General features: G+C 71.9%; 16 protein-coding genes. 1 reads left to right on the top strand and 15 read right to left on the bottom strand.

What is annotated here, in order from left to right; genetic code table 11:
• Nucleotides 1-15 precede the first annotated feature (15 nt).
• From ABH937_RS04415 to ABH937_RS04350, 14 genes are all read right to left on the bottom strand, one after another.
• Nucleotides 16-1,254 carry an MDR family MFS transporter gene (locus ABH937_RS04415; protein ID WP_370217280.1) on the bottom strand — a complete coding sequence of 413 codons (1,239 nt, stop codon included), beginning with the start codon at nt 1,252-1,254 and terminating at the stop codon, nt 16-18.
• 204 nt (nt 1,255-1,458) lie between these two features.
• Complete coding sequence (locus ABH937_RS04410) at nt 1,459-2,796, bottom strand: hypothetical protein (protein WP_280694645.1); 1,338 nt, start codon at nt 2,794-2,796, stop codon at nt 1,459-1,461.
• 53 nt (nt 2,797-2,849) lie between these two features.
• The gene (locus ABH937_RS04405; RefSeq protein ID WP_370217279.1) at nt 2,850-4,481 is read right to left on the bottom strand and encodes an ABC transporter substrate-binding protein; all 1,632 of its coding nucleotides are present in this window, start codon (nt 4,479-4,481) and stop codon (nt 2,850-2,852) included.
• Between the two features lie 44 nt (nt 4,482-4,525).
• On the bottom strand, nt 4,526-5,458 hold the full coding sequence (locus ABH937_RS04400) for a transketolase (RefSeq protein ID WP_370217277.1): 933 nt from the start codon (nt 5,456-5,458) through the stop codon (nt 4,526-4,528).
• Nucleotides 5,455-6,252, bottom strand: a complete 798-nt coding sequence (locus ABH937_RS04395; protein WP_280694642.1) for a thiamine pyrophosphate-dependent enzyme — start codon at nt 6,250-6,252, stop codon at nt 5,455-5,457. Before ABH937_RS04395 ends, ABH937_RS04400 begins: the two co-directional genes overlap by 4 nt.
• Nucleotides 6,249-8,099, bottom strand: a complete 1,851-nt coding sequence (locus ABH937_RS04390; RefSeq protein WP_370217275.1) for a M20/M25/M40 family metallo-hydrolase — start codon at nt 8,097-8,099, stop codon at nt 6,249-6,251. The genes ABH937_RS04395 and ABH937_RS04390 overlap by 4 nt, the downstream gene beginning before the upstream one ends.
• Complete coding sequence (gene argC / locus ABH937_RS04385; RefSeq protein ID WP_280694640.1) at nt 8,096-9,139, bottom strand: N-acetyl-gamma-glutamyl-phosphate reductase; 1,044 nt, start codon at nt 9,137-9,139, stop codon at nt 8,096-8,098. Before argC ends, ABH937_RS04390 begins: the two co-directional genes overlap by 4 nt.
• The gene (locus ABH937_RS04380) at nt 9,132-10,451 is read right to left on the bottom strand and encodes a DegT/DnrJ/EryC1/StrS family aminotransferase (protein ID WP_370217273.1); all 1,320 of its coding nucleotides are present in this window, start codon (nt 10,449-10,451) and stop codon (nt 9,132-9,134) included. The genes argC and ABH937_RS04380 overlap by 8 nt, the downstream gene beginning before the upstream one ends.
• A complete protein-coding gene (locus ABH937_RS04375; RefSeq protein WP_370217271.1) occupies nt 10,448-11,101 on the bottom strand; it encodes a degT/DnrJ/EryC1/StrS aminotransferase in 654 nt (217 codons plus the stop codon). Before ABH937_RS04375 ends, ABH937_RS04380 begins: the two co-directional genes overlap by 4 nt.
• 14 nt (nt 11,102-11,115) lie before the next feature.
• Nucleotides 11,116-12,003: a RimK family alpha-L-glutamate ligase gene (locus ABH937_RS04370; RefSeq protein ID WP_280694637.1), complete on the bottom strand. Its 888-nt coding sequence runs from the start codon at nt 12,001-12,003 to the stop codon at nt 11,116-11,118.
• On the bottom strand, nt 12,000-12,188 hold the full coding sequence (locus ABH937_RS04365; protein ID WP_280694636.1) for a lysine biosynthesis protein LysW: 189 nt from the start codon (nt 12,186-12,188) through the stop codon (nt 12,000-12,002). Before ABH937_RS04365 ends, ABH937_RS04370 begins: the two co-directional genes overlap by 4 nt.
• A gap of 65 nt (nt 12,189-12,253) precedes the next feature.
• On the bottom strand, nt 12,254-13,555 hold the full coding sequence (locus ABH937_RS04360; RefSeq protein WP_370217269.1) for an acetyl-CoA carboxylase biotin carboxylase subunit family protein: 1,302 nt from the start codon (nt 13,553-13,555) through the stop codon (nt 12,254-12,256).
• 100 nt (nt 13,556-13,655) lie between these two features.
• A complete protein-coding gene (locus ABH937_RS04355; protein ID WP_370217267.1) occupies nt 13,656-14,831 on the bottom strand; it encodes a peptidogalycan biosysnthesis protein in 1,176 nt (391 codons plus the stop codon).
• Nucleotides 14,832-15,056: 225 nt separating this feature from the next.
• The gene (locus ABH937_RS04350; protein WP_280694633.1) at nt 15,057-15,221 is read right to left on the bottom strand and encodes a hypothetical protein; all 165 of its coding nucleotides are present in this window, start codon (nt 15,219-15,221) and stop codon (nt 15,057-15,059) included.
• Nucleotides 15,222-15,381: 160 nt separating this feature from the next.
• Between ABH937_RS04350 and ABH937_RS04345 the strand changes: the two genes are divergently transcribed.
• The gene (locus ABH937_RS04345; RefSeq protein ID WP_280694632.1) at nt 15,382-16,449 is read left to right on the top strand and encodes a hypothetical protein; all 1,068 of its coding nucleotides are present in this window, start codon (nt 15,382-15,384) and stop codon (nt 16,447-16,449) included.
• Nucleotides 16,450-16,549: 100 nt separating this feature from the next.
• On the opposite strand, the gene ABH937_RS04340 is transcribed toward ABH937_RS04345, so the two are convergent.
• Nucleotides 16,550-17,527 carry an NAD(P)H-quinone oxidoreductase gene (locus ABH937_RS04340; RefSeq protein ID WP_280694631.1) on the bottom strand — a complete coding sequence of 326 codons (978 nt, stop codon included), beginning with the start codon at nt 17,525-17,527 and terminating at the stop codon, nt 16,550-16,552.
• Nucleotides 17,528-17,556: the final 29 nt, after the last annotated feature.

Genomic DNA, 17,556 nt, shown 5'->3' with positions numbered 1-17,556 from the left:
CTCCGGCCGGCGACGTCACAGCGCCGGCTCCAGCACCTTGGTCTCGGCCTGGGGCGGGTTGACGCGCCGCTCGACGGCGGCCGTCAGCCGCACCGTCGCGGCGGCGGTGATCAGGCCGACCACCGCGCAGCCCCACCAGAGGGCGGCCGGGCCGACCGTGGTGAACAGGCCGACGGCGATGATGGGCGCGGCGAGCCGCGCGGTCGACCAGACCCAGCTGAGCGCGCCCTGGTAGCGTCCGCGCGCCTCCTCCGGGGCGATGTCGGCGACGATCGCGCCGGCCACCACGCCGTTGACGACCTCACCGAGCGACCAGATCGCGACGGTCGGCAGGTACTGCCAGGCCTGGTGGGCGAGCCCGGTGGAGGCCACGCCCAGACCGATCAGAGCCCACGAGGCGGCCAGCACCTTCACCCGCGGCAGCTTGGCGAGCCGCCCGTAGAGCACCGGCTGCAGGGCCACCACCAGCGCCGCGTTGGCGACACCGACGAGCCCGTAGACCGCGGGTGACAGGCCGTTGTCGCGGATCGCGAGCGGGATGGTGAACTCGGTCTGGGTGTAGATGGTGATGCCCAGCACGCTGAGCCCCAGGTAGGCGACCATCAGCCGGTCGCGGAAGACCACGCCGTACCCGCCGCTCGCCTTGGCGACCTTCGGCCTGGGCAGGTCCTTGGGGATGCCGACCAGCACGATCGCCGCGTAGAGCAGGCAGGTCGCGCCGTCCAGCAGGAACAGCAGCCAGAAACCGCGCGCCGCGAGGTAGCCCGCGCCGGCGCTCGCCACCGCCGTACCGATGTTGAATCCCCAGTGCAGCAGGCTGAACGCCTTGCCGCGCAGCTCCGTCCCGACCACGTCACCGACCAGCGCGGAGGCGGCCGGACGGTAGATGCCCGAGGTCAGCCCGAGCAGCGCGGCGGCCACGCCCAACGTGAGCGGACCGGGTGCGGCGAGCAGCGCGCCGAGACCGGCGGGGGTGGCGACCAGGCCGATGATGACCGCGGGCCGGCGGCCGATCCGGTCCGCCAGCGAGCCGCCCAGCATCGGGCCGAACATCCCGCCGACCCCGAGGGCCACCACGATGCCGCCGGTCTGCGCGGTGGTGATGCCGCGTGAGCCCAGGTAGAAGACCAGGAACGGGACGACCATGGTGCCGATCCGGTTCGCGATCATCCCGGCGAAGACGATCCAGAACGGGCGGGGCAGGCCGCCGAAGTTGGCCGCCAGCGCGCTGCGCAAACGTGGTGAGCTGCTCATTTCGCTTCCTTGTGGTTGATGGGAGTTGGCATGCCCGCTCCAGTGGCCAGCCTCCCTCAGGTCCCAAGTCAGGGGCCAGCGCCAGCCGGTGGTGACAAGTCGGATCGCACTTCTTCCTACCGTCGTCGTCCCGACGGGAGCCGGCCCGGCCGCGCGCCCCACCGGGGAGGAGCGGAGCGCGCGGGCCGGGCCGGCTCAGGGGGCTCAGTAGTGCAGCACCCCGGCGGTGCGGGTGTTCTTGTACGCCGTGACGCCGATCACCGGGCTCTCGAAGGCCGGCACCGCGCGCGCGTACGCACCGGCGTAGCCGCCCGGGGTGTAGAAGAGACCCCAGGCCGCCTGCCAGTCCTCCTGCTGGCCGGTCAGCGGGTCGACCACCGGCTCGGAGCGCGGCACCACCCGCTCCTGCACGATCGCGCCCTCGACCACGCCCCGCTCCAGCGCCTCGGACCACTCCTGCTCGGTGCTGGTCCAGCCCGCGATGACGCCGACACCGCCGTAGAAGGCGTTCGGCTTGAGGATCAGCTCCTCGCGGTGCGCGCGGGCGTACGCGAGCAGCTCGTCGTGCTCGATCGACGGCTCGCCCTTCAGCGAGCGGGTCCACGGGAGCACCCGGTCGATCAGCGTCAGCTCCTCCTCGGAGAAGCTCGACCGGTGGCGCGGGTCTGAGAGCAGCGCCAGGCACGCCTTGTTGGCGAACAGGTTGCTCTCCATCGGGGTGAACAGGAAGACGGTGCCGGCCTCGTGGGCCCGGAAGACCGGCTCCACCAGCGCGGCGCCGTGCTCGTCCCCGATGATCTCCTCGACGGTGAAGCAGCGCAGGATGACATCGACCGGCGTGTCGCCGAGGTGCAGCTTGCCGTCGCGGTCCTCGACGTCGCCGATCTCGGCGACGTGGAAGTTCACGCCGAACCCGCGCATGACGTCGCGGAAGGTGTTCCAGTGGCTGGCGTAGTTGGCGAGCCCGCCGGGGCCTTCGAGCAGGGCCACCACCGGCTCACGACCGGCGGCGATCGCGGCACCCGCCTGCACCAGGGTCTCGGCGACCGCGCGGCCGGTGTGGGTGTACCCGAGGCCGTGCTGCGCCGCGAAGGCCGCGAACGGCTCGGCGTCCAGCAGCGCGCGGGGGATCTCGCCGGCCCGGTCGGCGCCGCCGACCTCGCTGGCGATCCCGATCTCCAGGAGCTTGAAGGAGGTGCCGTTGTGGTACATGTCCGCGCGACCGTAGCGGGGCGGGGTGACGCCGCCGAGCCGGATGATCAGCTTCTTGCGCTCCTCGTCGATGCCCAGGGCGTCGCAGTAGCGGTCGAGATCACCGTCGAACAGCCGCTTCGGCAGCGAGGTGATGATGTCGAACAGCCCGAGGACGTCGTCCGCGAACGCCTCGATCTCGCGCTTCTCGATGAAGAGCGGCCTGGACAGGTACGACCCGGTCCAGTTGGCGAGCGCCGGGTCGCGCTCGACCTCGCCCATGATGCCGGGCAGCGCGCTGCCCTCGGCGAGGCTCTCCTTGTTGTACAGCTCAGTGATGCGGTCCGTCATGACGAACCCTCCGGTTCTGCTCGGCCGTTGACTGGTGGGGGTGCAGCGGGTCGTCAGTCGACGACGTGCATGCGGGTGAGGTTCGGGACGAAGTACTGCGCGCTCAGGAAGAGTCCGCCGACCCGCGGGCCGAACAGGGTGAACTGGCGCTTGTAGTAGACCGGGATGACCGGCGCGTGCTCGGCCATCAGGCGGCGGTCCAGCTCGGCGTAGCCCTCGGCGACGGCCGCCCGGTCCGGCTCCTGGGCCAGGCGGGCGATCTCCTCGGTGATCGCGGCGTCGTCGAAGTAGGAGAGGTTCATGTTGCCGCCGTCGGTGATCCGGTCACCGCGGAAGAGCACGTCGAACACGCCCGAGGCGTCCGGGAAGTCCGGCCCCCAGACGCCGTAGATCAGGTCGCAGTCGTTCTCCGGGTCGCCCATCAGGCTGTAGAAGGCGGCCTTGTCGACCGGCCGAAGGACGATCTCGAAACCGGCCCGCTCCAGGGCCTGCTTGACCGCCGGTGCGACCGGACGGTTCGGGTCGGTGTCCGGGTAGGCGAAGACCAGCGGTCGCAGCTCCTTGCCCGCGATCAGCTCCTTGGCCTTGACCGGGTCGCCGTTGGGCCCGGACGGGTAGACGTCGTGGTGCCGGTAGCCCGGGACCATCGGCGCCAGGATCGTGGTGCCCGGCTGCGCCCCGGCCTCACCGCCGGCCAGCTCGACGCAGGTGCCGCGGTCGAAGGCGTAGTTGAGCGCGCGCCGGACGTCGACGTCGGTGACCCGGCGGGTGTTGAGGTAGACGTACTGGAGGTAGGCCGTGGGACCGGCGATCACCCGGCGCAGCAGCTCGGGATCGGCCGCCACCTGGGCCACCTTGCCCTCGGCCACGTCGAAGGTCGCGATCGACAGGGCGTCGGCCTCGGTCGGCTCCAGCAGACGGTCCGTCTGCTGCTGCCGGGCGACCCCGAACTCCCAGCGGATCTCGTCCGGGTACTGGCTGCGGATCGGGTCGCTGGCCGGGTCCCAGTGCGGGTTGCGCTCCAGCAGGTAGTGGTCGTTCGGGACGAAGTCCCGGACCCGGTACGGCCCGGTGGCCAGCCACGAGGTCTCGTACCCGTCCCGGGTGTCCCGGTCCGCCGGGACCGGCGTCGTGGTGGTCGTGGTGGCCAGGAAGGGGAAGCCCGGGGTCGGCTCGGCCAGCGCGAAGACGATGGTGCGGGCATCGGGGGTGGTCACGCCCGGGGCGGGGGTGCCGTCCTGGTACGGGCCCTGGTAGCTCCGCTCCGGGTCCAGCGCCTGCTGGATGAACTGGGGTCCGTAGACGCCGTTCGAGGAGAACGACCGGGCCACCGCGTGCGCCACGTCGTACGAGGTGATCGGCGTGCCGTCCTCGAACTTCAGCCCCTCGCGCAGGGTGTAGGTCCAGGTCAGGCCGCCGTCGGTGGTGCGCCCGGTGTCGGTGGCCAGGTCGCCGACCAGCTTGCGGGGGCCGCCGTCCCAGCTCTCCAGGTAGCCGGTCAGGGTGCGGTGGAAGATGCCGGTGGCGACGCCCAGCGTGGTGCCGATGTACATCTGCGTCGGGTCCACGTGCTCCGGCGGCGCGTCCGCGAGGAGGGTGATCCGGCCGCCGCGGCGGGCTCCGGGCACTGCGGGAGCCGGCGTCGGCGACTGGCCCAGGTGGTCGATCTCGAACTGGTCGGACATGGCAGGACTCCAGTGGGGAAACGAAGGTACGGGTCGGCTGGTGCTCAGCGCGCGACGAGCGGGTCGAGCCGGTCGAGCCGGTCGAGGGCGGACAGCACGGCCGGCAGGTCCAGGCCGAGTTGGCCCATCACCTCGTCGTGGTCGCCGCCCTGGACGGGCCAGTCGTGGCCGGCGTTGACGCCGGTGACCTCGCACTGCGGCAGCAGCAGGGCCAGCGCCTCGGCCACCCCGCCCTCGCGCCGGTGCTCCTCGACGACCGTGAAGCGGGTGTGGCGCCGACTCAACTCGGCTGCCGCGGCGGCGAGATGATCGTGATCCAGGTAGGTGAGGTGGGCGTGTCCCAGCTCGGGGCGCAGCTCGCCCGCGGCCAGCGCGAGCCTGGTGCCCTCCTCGCCGACTGAGACCAGGCAGCTCGCGCCCGCCTCGCCCGGCTGCGCCCAGTTCACCAGCGGCAGCTCGTCGCCGTCCCGACTCAGGCTCTGGTACGTGGCGTTGCGGCCGGTCCTGAGGTAGTGCGGACGGCCCGAGCGGGCCGCCGACCGGATCACGGCGCGCATGTCCGCCTCGCCGTACGGGGCCGCGATGGTCACGCCCGGGATGCTGCGCAGGACGGCGAAGTCCTCCAGGCAGTGGTGCGTGGTGCCGAACCAGGCGCCGGAGACACCGGCGTAGGGCGCGACCACGGTGACCCCGGCGCCCAGGTAGCCCAGGGTGAGCTTGAGGCTCTCGGCCGCCCGGAGCGCGGCGAACGGCGCGAAGGTGCTGACGAACGGCTTGTAGCCGGCCACGGCGAGCCCGGTCGCCATGTCGATCATGGCGCCCTCGGCGATGCCGAGGTTGAAGAACCGGTCCGGGTGGGCGGCCTGGAACGGGTGGCCCTTGCCGCCCAGATCGGCTTCCAGGCAGACGATGGTGGGGTCGGTGGCGGCCAGCCGGGTGAGTTCGTCCCGGTAGGCGTCACGGCCGGAGAGGGTCATCGGATCATCCGCTTCCACTTGGCGGCGCGCGCGGCGTCGATGGTGACGTAGTGGGAGCCCGCCTTGCCCTCGACGGCGGGCACACCCTTGCCCTTGACGGTGTCGGCGATCACGGCGAGCGGCCGCTCGGCGGTGGACCGGTCGCCGGACAGCACCGCGCTCAGCGCGGTCAGGTCGTGCCCGTCCACCTCGGCCGTCTCGAAGCCGAAGGCGGCGAACCGCGCGGCCAGGTTGGGCAGCGGCGAGATGTCCCGCACCAGGCCGTCGTTCTGGCCGCCGTTGCGGTCCACCACCAGCACGAAGTTGCCCAGCCGCTGGGCGGCGGCGACCTGGCAGGTCTCCCAGACCAGGCCCTCCTGCAGTTCGCCGTCCCCCGCGACGGCGATGCCGAGCCCGCCCTGGCCGCCGAGGCGGCGGGCCAGCGCCCAGCCCGCCGCGTACGGCACACCGTGGCCCAGGCTCCCGGTGGGGAAGAGCACCCCGGGCACCTTGGGGCCCGGGTGGCCGGTGTACGGGTGGCCGAGCTGCCCGTACAGCGGGGCCGGGTTCTGCGGCAGGATCCCGCTGACGTGCAGTGCGGCGTAGAGCCCGGCGGCGGCGTGGCCCTTGCTGAGCACCACCTGGGTGCCGTCGTCGAGCTCGCAGCGGTGCAGCGCCGCGATCAGGATGTCCAGCACGGACAGGCTGCCGCCGAGGTGGCAGCCGCGCGGGCTGGCCGCCATGTCGATGACCAACTTGCGGGCCTGGACGGCCCGTTCGGCCAGTGAGGTATCGAGATCCAGTGTCGCGGTCATGCCCGGCTCCCTTCCGGGCGGGCGAACCACCGGGCGACCGCGTCGCTCAGGACCGAGCGCGCGGCGCGGTAGTCGGTGGCGGTGATCCGCTCGGCGTCGGTGTGGTCCAGCGTGGAGTCGCCCGGGCCGTACGCGACCATCGGGACGTCGCGCCAGGTGGTGGCGAGGGTGTTCATGTCCGAGGTGCCCTTCTTCACGACGTAGCGGGGGCGGACCCCCGACTCGCCGAACGCCCTGGTGAACGCCTTGACCAGCGAGGTCGACCGGCCGCCGGCGAAGCCGGGGGTGGCCCGCAGCACCTCGATCTCGACCCCCGGCCCTGCCTGGGCCAGCGCCGCCTCGCGCAGCGCGGCCAGGTCGGCGAGCGGCGGGATCCGGAAGTTGAGGATGCCGACGGCGCGGTGGCTCTGCCGGCCCGGCTCGCAGCGGATGTCGATCACCGCGCTGAGGGCGTCCGACGCCTCCTTCTCCACCGCCTCACGGATCCGCTCCAGCACCCGGACCAGGGCGTCGGGAGCGGAGACCGCGTCCATGCCGGCCGAGTGCCCACTGGTCACCGAGGCGGTGACGCGCAGCTTGAACAGCCCGAAGTACCCCAGCGTCAGCGTCTGCGAGCCGCTCGGCTCGCCGATCACGACGGCGTCGGCCGGGTAGTGGTCCCGGGCGTGGAAGGCGCCCTTGGAGGAGGAGATCTCCTCCTCGACCGCTCCCACCACCCGCAGTTGGCCGTCCGCGGGCAGTTCGGCCGTGGCCAGCACCTCCAGGAAGTTCACCAGGCAGCCCTTGGCGTCCACGCTGCCCCGCCCTGACAGCTCCTCGCCGAGCCACTGGACCGGCCAGCGGTAGGGGACGGTGTCCAGGTGGCCGAGCAGCAGCAGCCGGCGCGGGCCGCTGCCGCGGGTGGCGACCAGGTTGCCGACCTCGTCGATCCGCGCGTCGATCCCGCGCTCCTCGCACCAGTCGCGCAGGTACCCGGCGAGCTCGTGCTCGTCACCGGAGACGGACGGCACCGCGACCGCGCGGCTGAGCAGCGTCAGGTCGGCCGCCGGCTCGGTGGTGCGCCAGAAGCGCGTCCAGCCGGCCGGGTCCGCCATGGTGTGCGGTCCGGTGATGGCCACGTCGGCGGCCCCGGCCAGGGCCAGTTCGGCGGCCCGCACCTTCTGCCGCATCCGGCCGCCCGCGTAGCCTGCCGCCTCGCCCTGGTGGGCGTGCCGCAGCGTCGAGGACGGGTCGGACGGGTCGGTGAGCAGTCCGGCGGTGCCGGTCACCAGCCGCAGGTGGTCGGCGTCCAGCGCGTTGCTGAGCACCGCCGCCAGGACGTCGGCATCCACGTTCAGCGGGCTGCCGCCGTCCCGGTCCATGACCGGCGGCGAGAGGCAGACCACGTCGTACGCGTCCAGCAGCGCGTTCAGCCGCACCGTGTCGACCTCGTCCGGCAGGCCCACCCGGTGGTCGCGGACCACGCTCGGGCGGCCCTGGGCGTTCACCGTCTTGAGCGGCCGGTTGGCCCGCCCGGTGACCAGCCCGCTGCGGGCGGCCACCGAGGTGAAGACGGTCAGGCCGAGCGCGTGCAGGCCGGCCTCGACCGAGGGCAGCGTGACCCGCTCGTAGGCGTCCACCAGGTGCGGCATCTCGGCGGGCGGGCAGTAGCGCACCAGATCGCCGTTGGCGAGCCGCAGTTCGGGCATCGGACGGCCGATCGCACGGTAGTGCCGCTCGATCCCGACCGCACCGCCGGCCACCAGGAGCACCCGGGCACCCCGGGCGACCAGCGCGGCCAGCTCCTGGTGGATGGCGCCCCGGTCGAGCGTGGCGCTGCCCACCTTGACCACGTACAGCGGCCTCACGGTGACACCGCCGTCCGGGGCAGGCCCGCCGTCTCCTCGAACCCGCTGACCAGGTTCATCGCCTGGATCGCCTGCCCGGCAGCGCCCTTGATGAGGTTGTCGAGCGCGGTCACCGCGACGCACTGGTCGCCCTTGACCGCGATCGCCACCTCGGCGACGTTCGAGCCGACCACGGCCTTGAGCATCGGGAAGTCCTGCGGTGCCTTCGGCGCGGGCCGGACCCGGACGAACGGCTTGCCGACGTACGCCTTGGCGAACGCCCGCTTGACGTCCAACGCCGAGGTCTCGGGCCGCAGTTGGGTGTAGGCGGTGACCATGATGCCGCGCGGGACATCCAGGCTGTGGGTGGAGAAGCGCAACTCGGGCGCGGCACCGGTGAGTTCGGTGAGCGCCTGCCGGATCTCCGGGGTGTGCCGGTGACCGTGCAGCTTGTGCACCCGGAAGTTGCCCGAACGCTCGGCGGGTTGCTCCGTCCCGCCCCGACCGCCGCCGGTGGAACCGGTCTTGGCGTCGACCACGACGCCGGGCAGCACCAGCGAGTCGGCGAACAGCGGGTACAGGGCGTAGATGGTCGCCACCGCCATGCAGCCCGGCAGGTTGATGAAGCGACCCTCCGGCACGGCGCCCGACAACTCGGGCACGTAGTAGGCGAACTCCTCCGGAGCCGGCTGGGCGGCCGTCTTCGGGTAGTGCGTGCGGATCTCCTCGGGGTCGCGCAGCCGGAAGTCCCCGGCCAGGTTCAGCACCCGCTTGGCCCGCTCCGCGAGCAGCGGCAGCCGGGCCGGCAGGGTGCCGGTCGGCAGGCAGCCGAACGCCACGTCCACCTCGTCGAGCTCCGCCAGCGGACGGAACTTCAGGCCCGCCGCCCCCGGGTGGTTGCGCAGCCAGGGGTGCACGGCACCCACCGGGGTGCCGGCGCTGCGCTCGGCCGACAGGAAGGCCAGCTCCACGTTGGGGTGGTCGAGCAGCAGCCTGATCACCTCGCCGCCGGTGTATCCGCTGGCGCCGGCGACGGCGACCCGGATCTTGTGCTCAGCCAAGGCGAGCCGCCTTCTCGTACGGACGGCGGTAGTCGTTGTCCGCGACCAGCTTGCGGATCGCGTCAGGACGGCGGGCCACCTTGGCGAACGCGTCGGCGTAGCGCAGCGCCCGCTCGTACTCGACCGGCGAGCGCAGCTCGCGGCAGAGCACCAGGGTGCTGTCCAGCATGCCGACGGTGACCGGGAAGTCCTCCGGGCGGTGGTCGCGCACGGCGCCCGGGTTGAGCGAGAACGGGTAGCCGTTGCCGAACCCGGCCCGGTGCTGGAAGGGCAGGTGGCACGGGATCGGGGTGTTCTGCCACTCCCGGGCCGGGACGCCCTCGGCGACCAGCAGCTCGTGCACCGCCTCCTTGACCGCGTGGACGGGCAGGTCATCCAGCCCGACGGCCTCCGGCAGCAGGGTGATCCGGTACATGTTGTACGCGTGGACGTGGCCCTCGGGGACGTACGGGGCGCGGAACAGGCCGGTCCCGTCGAGGATCTCGCCCAGCAGCCGCGCGTTGCGGGCCCGCACCTGGTCGTAGTACGGCAGGCGCTTGAGCTGGCTGGCGCCGAAGGCCGCCGCGACCCAGGACATCCGGTAGTCGATGCCGTGCCGCTCCACGTAGTCGGCCGCGCGCCGGTAGGCCTCCTCGGTGGCGAAGAAGGCGATGCCGCCCTCACCGCCCAGCGGGAAGTTCTTGTCGGCCATCAGGCTCTGGCCGGCCGCATCGCCCAGCGACCCGGCGGTCGCCGAGCCGATCTTCGCGGAGTGGGCGTGCGAGGCGTCCTCGACCAGGGCCAGGCCGTGCTGGTCGCACAGCGCCCGCAGCGCCGGGACGTCGGCCGGCAGACCGTGCACGTGGACCGGCATGATCGCGCGGGTCCTGGAGGTGATCGCGGCGGCGGCGGCCTGCGGGTCCATGCAGTAGGTCCGCGGGTCGATGTCCACGAAGACCGGGATGGCGTGGGCCGCGACCACGGCCTGCGCCGTGGCGATGAAGGTGAACGCCGGGACGATCACCTCGTCGCCGGGCTGCACGCCCGCGCCGATCAGGGCCAGGTGCAGGCTCGACGTCCCGCTGGCCGTGGGCAGCGCGTGGTTGGCGCCGACGTAGTCGCGGTAGGACTCCGCGAAGTCGGCCACCACCCGCTCGGGCAGCGCCCGCTGAGCGAGCATCAGGTTGAAGACGTCTTCCTTGGTGATGACCGGGAAGATGGTGCGCCGCATCTCCTTGGGGATCATCGCCCCACCGCCGAACGCGGCCAGCTCGGCGGCCAGCTCGGCTTCGTCGGGAAGCGGCAGCGGCGCCGCGGGGAAGTCAGTGATCACTTCGTCGCTCCGGAGGTGGTGTGGGGCCGGGCCGCCTGGCTGAGCGCCATCCGGACGCAGGCGGCGACCAGCGGGCTGAGCCGGTAGTTGAACTGGACCCCGGGGACCAGGTTCGAATCGGCCTCCTCCTGCGTCCACATGGTGCGCAGGTCGTAGGCGCCGAAGATCTTCAACCGCTCGGCGCGGGCCCAGAGGTCCGCGTCGTCGGTCAGCACCGCGGCGGCCGGGCCGAAGCCGAGGCCGGTGAGGTCGACCACCAGGGCCGGGGCGGTGGACCGGCGGGCCCACTCGCCGAGCTGGTGCGCGTTCTCGGGGTCGAGTGCCAGGTGGTCGAAGGCGACGGGGCCTTCCTCGACCCCTCCCTCGACCCCTTCCCCGATCACGGTGATGCCGAGCCAGTTGACGAACGCCAGGTCCTGGCGCCCGAGGCCGGGCCGGTTGATCCGGTCGCCGTGCCCGATGCCCTGGCCGGCCAGCGCGGCGTGCACCGCCGCGCTGCGGCTGTTCAGCAGGACGGCCTTCGCGCGGCCGGTCTGCTTGGTCAACAGCCTTTCCAGACCGGGGAGTTCACGGTCGCTCTTCTCGATGCTCATGACCACGCCCGAGGTCAGGACCCGGGTCAGCACGGTGGCCGTGTCAAACAGTTCCATAGCTCTTCTCTGTCTCAGGCGGCCTGGGCGGTGGGGACGGACGGCCCGTACGATTCCGCGACGTACGCGGCCAGCAGACCGGCCACGTCCACGCCGTGCTTGGCCGAGGAGCGGGCGAACTCCGGGTTGGCGTTCACCTCCAGGACCATCAACTCGCCGGTGGAGCGGTCCTCGACGAGGTCGACCCCGTAGAAGCCGTCCCCGAGCACGTCCACCACCTGCGCGCAGGACTTCTCGATGGCGTCGGTGATCTCCACGCGCTTGACCTCGGCGCCGAGGTGGGTGTTGGTGCGCCAGTCCTGCGAGACCCGCTGGATGGCGACCACCGGGGTCCGCCCGACCACCACGACCCGCAGGTCGTGCCCCGGCTTGTCGATGTACTTCTGGACCAGCACCGGGAAGAGCTTGCCGGCGGCGTCGGCGGACTCACGGCCGCCGACCCACGCGTCGACGCACTCCTCGTCCACCATCTTGGTGACGCCCCGGCCCCACGAGCCGCTGACCGGTTTGAGCACCGAGGGCCAGCCCAGCTCGCCGACGGCCTCGCGGACCTGGGCATAGCTGAAGGCGTGCAGGGACCGCGGGTGCGCGATGCCGTGCTGGGCGAAGAGCAGGGCCTGCAGGCCCTTGTCGTTGCAGGTCTCGATCGTGGCGGCGCGGTTCAGGGTGGTGACCCCGATGTACTCCAGCCGGCGGGCCACGCCGATCGCCTCACGGTGGGACAGGTTCCTGATCAGGGCGAGGCCGGGCGGGGCCGTGTGCCCCGCCACCACCCCCGCCAGATCCTCCAGCAGCACCGGACGGACGGCCACTCCCTCGGCGCGCAGCGCCTGCAGCAGCAGCTTCTCGTCCGGTCGCAGCATGGTGACCGAAAGCAGTACTTCGAGCTCGGGAGCGGTCACTCGCCCCAGTCCTCCTCGACCTCGGGGGCCAGCTCGATCCGGACCGTGGCGTCGGTCTTCTCGACCACCTCGTGCTCCTGGCCGCAGGCCCCGCACTCGGTGATCTCGCCGGTCTCCCAGTCCTCCTGGACCTCGAAGTCGGTGTCGCACACCAGGCACTTGGGTGCGGTGATGGCTGTCGTCATCTCTCTCGTTCCTCTCACGGGTGTTGTGCGTCAGGGTGTGCTGCCCGACGGCAGCGGGACCGGGTTCAGACCGGGTCCACCAGGAGCGTCACCAGTTCGACGGCCTCCTTGGTCACCAGGTCGAGATCGGTGTCCAACGGGGCGTCGACGATCACGGACGCCGACCGGTGGCCGGAGTCCAACTGCACGCCCAGCACGTCGCCGGGCAGTCGGCCGACCAGGACGGCGCGCGGCTGGGCCGGCGCGAGTGTCCCGACCGGAGTCAGTACGGGCCAACGGTCGTCCCGGCTCGGCCAGGACACCTCGACCCCGTCCGCCGTGACGTCCCGCAGGACGCCGTGCGGGTGGTCCACGAAGTGCTGGCGGGCGCGCCGCCGCGGGGCCGGGTAGGAGGCCGGCTCGCCGAGCGCCAGGTCCAGCATCACCGGCTCGAAGGGCTCGCCGGTCGCCAGCTCCCAGAGGAAGGTGATCGCGTCCCCGGGCAGCCGGGCGGCCACCTCCATCAGGACCACGCCGTCGTCGGTGAGCCGGTACTCGGCGTGGGTGATGCCGTCCCGCACGCCCACCCGGCGCAGGATCTCGGTGTTGGCTGCGAGCAGCGCCGCCGCCTCCTCGGGATCGATCAACGCCGGGCTGGTGTGGGACAGTTCGGTGAAGAACCGGCCCTCGTGCTCGTTGGTCTCCTTGCCCGTCACGGCGGACCAGAAGACTTCGCCGTGCTGGACCAGCGCCTCGACGGAGAACTCGCGGCCGATCACCCGGCTCTCCACCAGGGAGATCTCCTCGGCGCTGAACTGGGCCAGCGCGTCGGTCAGTTCGGCCTGGCTCTCGACCTGGCGAACGCCCGAGCTGTAGAACCGGCCGGCGGGCTTGACCACGGCCGGGAAGTCCCCGTCCGGCAGGCTGAAGCCGGCCCGCTCCTCGAGGGGCACCACCTGCCAGCGCGGCGAGAACTCCGGCACGGTGGTGCGCTGCAGCAGCTTGTTGCGGCAGATCACCGAGGCGGCGGTGCCGGCGCCGGGGAGCCCGAGGCAGTCGGCGAGCACGCCCACCGGCTCGACGAACACCTCGCCGACCGAGATCACGCCGCGCACGTCGTAGCGGCGCAGCAGCGGCTGGACGGCCGGCAGGACGGTGCCGATCCTGGCATCCGACACCTGGACGACCTCGGCGAGCTCGCTGAGCGGGTGGGTGCCGTCCGCCCGGACGGCCGCCAGCCGCGCCAGGTCGGTGTCCAGGCTCACCACCGCCACCGGGGCGTAGCCCCGGCGTCGGGCTTCCTGGATCAGGCGGCCCTGCCGGGCGAGGACGACCAGGTCGCCCATGAAGAGCACGGCTCCGGGCAGGGTGGAACGATCAATGGGCATGCTGAAGGGCTCATTCCTGTTCGGGGGTCCGGGCGGCGTCCGATCAGCGAGTGGTCAGCGTGATCGGGGTGATCGTCGTCGTCGGGTGGTCGTCGGGTGATCAGCAGAAGGGTGCGAAGAGGTCCGTCTCGAGCGCCTTCGCGACCGCCGGGGAGATGTCGCAGAGCCGGCTCACCTGAGCGGAGTTGTGCTCGCGGATCTGGTCCCCCCGGTCGGCGAGAACGCTGTCCTCGGAAAGATCGAGAAGCCACAGCGGCCGCAGCCGCGCACCGCGAAGAGCCTTGGCGTCCGGGGATTCGATTCCGGGGTGCAGCCGGCGCAGCCCGCTCTCCGCCGCTATCCGGACCGGCGTGTAGTACACGAGGTTGAAATACTCCGCGGCGCCTCGGATCAGGCGTTCGTAGTCGAAACCGACCGCACGCACGGACAGGGTGTCGCCGTGCACGTAGAAGAGGCAGAAGCCGACCGGCGGCTCGCCCTGCCGGGCACAGAACAGCACCTCCGCCTTGGCACCCATCGCCACCGCCTGCAAACGGAAGGATTCGGTGAGTATGTCGATGTCATATGCGTGCCCGTAACGCTTCTGAGTGCCCGCCAGGAGTTCGGCCGCCTGCCGGTAGCACTCCAGCAGCGGCACCCGGGTGATCTCGTACCCGGCGGCCGCGAAGGCCTTGACCTCCTGCTTGATCGAGTCACGGCGACCCTTGGAGGGCAGCGTGCGCAACCACTCCGACCAGCCGCCCTCCGGCACCGACACCCAGGCGTCCGTGGCCAGCAGGACGGGCGTCGTCCGCACTCCCGCCGACCGCAGGGCGAGGACGTCCTGGGTGGTCACGAAGCTCGCCACGCAGGGGACCGGGCCGGGCGGCAGGGCGGGCAGCACCGCGCTGCCCGCCACCTCCTGGCTCAGCGCCCGCAGCCGGTCGAGCAGCGCCGGCGCCACCTGCTGCGCCGTGACGCCCTCCCGGGTGAGCAGATGGGTCTGGTAGCCCCGGCGCTGGCCGACCAGCAGGCCGGCCGGCGCCGGGGCGGGCAGCCCTCGGGCCGTCAGCTGGGTCTGCCACTGGTAGAAGGAGTTCGGCTCCTCGGCCACCGCGGTGACGGCCACCGAACCGCCGTCCACGTGCACCGCGCCGGTGACCGTGCTGCCACCGACGTCGGTGGCACAGAACCGCAGCCAGTCGTAGCTGGAGTAGAGCCGGTCGCCGGCCAGGGCCTCCCACTCCTGGGCGGGCAGGCCACCGGTGATGTCGTCGAAGGCGGAGAGCTCGCTCATGCCGCCGTCCCGACGCGTCGGGTCGGCGCCGCGGGCTCCGGGCGGTCCGCCGCCCAGCGCACGTCCTGCGTCGAACGAGCCGCGCTGACGCGGTTGTAGAGGTCGAGGTAACACACGTCCGAACAGTCGGAAGCCGTGCAGTGCATCAAGCAATCGCTTTCTGTTCCTGATGCCGCGAACCTGACCGGAATCATCTGCGCCTCCTGGTCGGCGTCCGGCCGGGGACTACGGCCAAGTAAGGTCGTTGGGCAGCACGGGCGCCGACGCGGTGGCGGCCACAACCGGCGACGTGGTGGCCGAAACGGTCACCGCCGAGGACGGCTGGGCGGCGAGGACAACCGCGAGAGAAAGAGCGGAAAAAACGGCCATAATGGCAAACTTGAGCTTCACTGTGACTCCCCCTGAGTACCGTTGCACCGGCCGATTCCCTGCCAGCCGGCGCCTTTGCTGCGTTGGCACAACCGTGCCTCGCCGCACCTCCCTGGCGCCAGGGGGTTACCGGTGATAAGAACTTGCAGGTGACTACCACTCACCGACGAACGGCACGAAGATGACCAAACCGACCTCAGTGGGGAGCGAACCTCCCCCTTTGGGAGAGCTGCATCTGGCCCTCTACCGATGGGCCCTCGAGCGGGGCCGGCTGGATCCGGCGAAAGCCGCCCTCCGGCTGGCGGTGCCGATGGCGGCGGTGGACGCGGCGGTGGCCGATCTCACCAGCCTCCACCTGCTGCGTCACGAACGGGAGGAAGGCGACGAAGGGGAGAGCGGGGACGGTCCCGACAACTCCGGCGAAACGCGCTCCGCCAGCTACACGCCCTGCAGCCCGGATGCCGCGGCGGCTCACCTGACCGGTCCGATCGAGGCCGCGATTCGGGAGCGACATCGTGCGGCGGAACGGTTGAAAAGCCATGTAATGGCCCTCAAGCCGGTGTTCGACGAGTCCTGGCAGGGCCATTCGATGCAGAACGGCATCGAATATCTGACCCTGCCGGACACCGTCCGTTCCACCCTGGAGCGGCTTTCCGCGAGCGCCCGCGTCGAAGCGGCGGCGGCCCATCCTCAACTGGCCTCGCCACAGGCCCTGGAGGAGGGGGTCGCCCGCACCGCCCGAGTCATTAATCGCGGCGTCGCAATGCGTACCCTCTACCCGCATTCGGTATTGGCGCATCAGTACATGCAGCAGCATCTGGCCCGGATGACGGCGATGGGCGCACAGGTGCGGACCACCAGTCATATCTCGGATCGAATTCTCTTCTTCGACCAGGAGGTCGCGGTCATCGCCGACGGAAAGAGCTCCCCCGGGAACGGTGCGATCGCCATTCGGGAACCGGCTCTGGTCGGCCACCTCTACCGGGCCTGGGAGAGCAGTTGGGAATCCGGACTGCCCTTCAAGGCGGCGCCGAGCGGCATGGGCTACGGCTCCGCCAAGGACGAACTGCGGCGGTCCATCGTGCGGTTGCTCGAGTCGGGGATGAAGGACGACCTGGCGGCCCGGCGACTGTCGATGTCGACCAGCACCTACCGCAGGCACGTCACCGACCTGATGAACGAGCTCGGTGCCGAGAGCCGCTTCCAGGCGGGCAGCTACGCACGGCAGAACGGGTGGCTGGACGACTGAGCCCGCTTCGGCGGACAAACCCCAGCGCCCCCCTGGCCGCGAGCGGCGCCGGACCCTGCTCCGGCGCCGCGAGAACGCGGGCCGCGGCCGCGGTGGTTCTTCAGACCTGCAGCACGACCTTCCCCACCTGCTCCCCCGCCTCCAGCGCCCGGTGCGCCTGCGCCGCCTCCGTCAACGGCAGCACCCGGTCGATCACCGGCTTCACCACCCCCGACTCGATCAACGGCCAGACGTGCTCGCGCACCGCCGCCACGATCGCCGCCTTCTCCGCCAGCGGACGCGGCCGCAGCGACGTCGCCACCACCGCGGCCCGCTTGCGCAGCAGGGTGGCGAGGTCGACCTCGGCCTTCACCCCGCCCTGCAGGCCGATGATCACCAACCGCCCGCTGACCGCCAGCGCGTCCAGGTTCCGCTGCAGGTACTTCGCCCCCATGATGTCCAGGACCACGTCGGCCCCGTGCCCGCCGGTGGCCTCCCTCACCACCTCCACGAAGTCCTGCTCGCGGTAGTTCACCCCGACGTCCGCGCCCAGCTCCGCGCACCGCGCCAGCTTCTTCGCGCTGCCGGCGGTCACGATCACCTTCGCGCCCACCGCCTTGCCGAGCTGCGTCGCCATCGTCCCGATCCCGCTGGCGCCGCCGTGCAGCAGCAGCGTGTCCCCCGGCCGCAGGTGCGCCACCATGAACACGTTCGACCAGACCGTCGCGGTGACCTCGGGCAGCGCCGCGGCGGCGACCAGCCCCAACCCGCGTGGGATCGGCAGCAGCTGGCCCACCGGCACGGCCACCTGCTCCGCGTAACCGCCGCCCGCCAGCAGGGCGCAGACCTCGTCGCCCACCGCCCAGCCGGCCACCCCGGCCCCGAGCGCGACGATCCGGCCCGAGCACTCCAGGCCGGGGTAGGGCGAGGCTCCCGGCGGCGGGCTGTAGTTGCCCTGACGTTGCAACAGGTCGGCGCGGTTGACGGCGGTGGCGGCCACCTCGACCAGCACCTCGCCCTCGCCGGGCACCGGATCGTCGACCTTGGTCCAGGTCAGCGCCTCGGGCCCGCCCGGCTGGGGAATCGTGAATGCGTACATGGCTCGACGCTACTCGGCGCACCCCGCGA

Source organism: Kitasatospora sp. GAS1066B, assembly GCF_041262605.1.
Lineage (GTDB): Bacteria > Actinomycetota > Actinomycetes > Streptomycetales > Streptomycetaceae > Kitasatospora.
The sequence above is the reverse complement of the archived record's forward strand: the minus strand, read 5'-3'. Positions and strand labels throughout refer to the sequence as shown.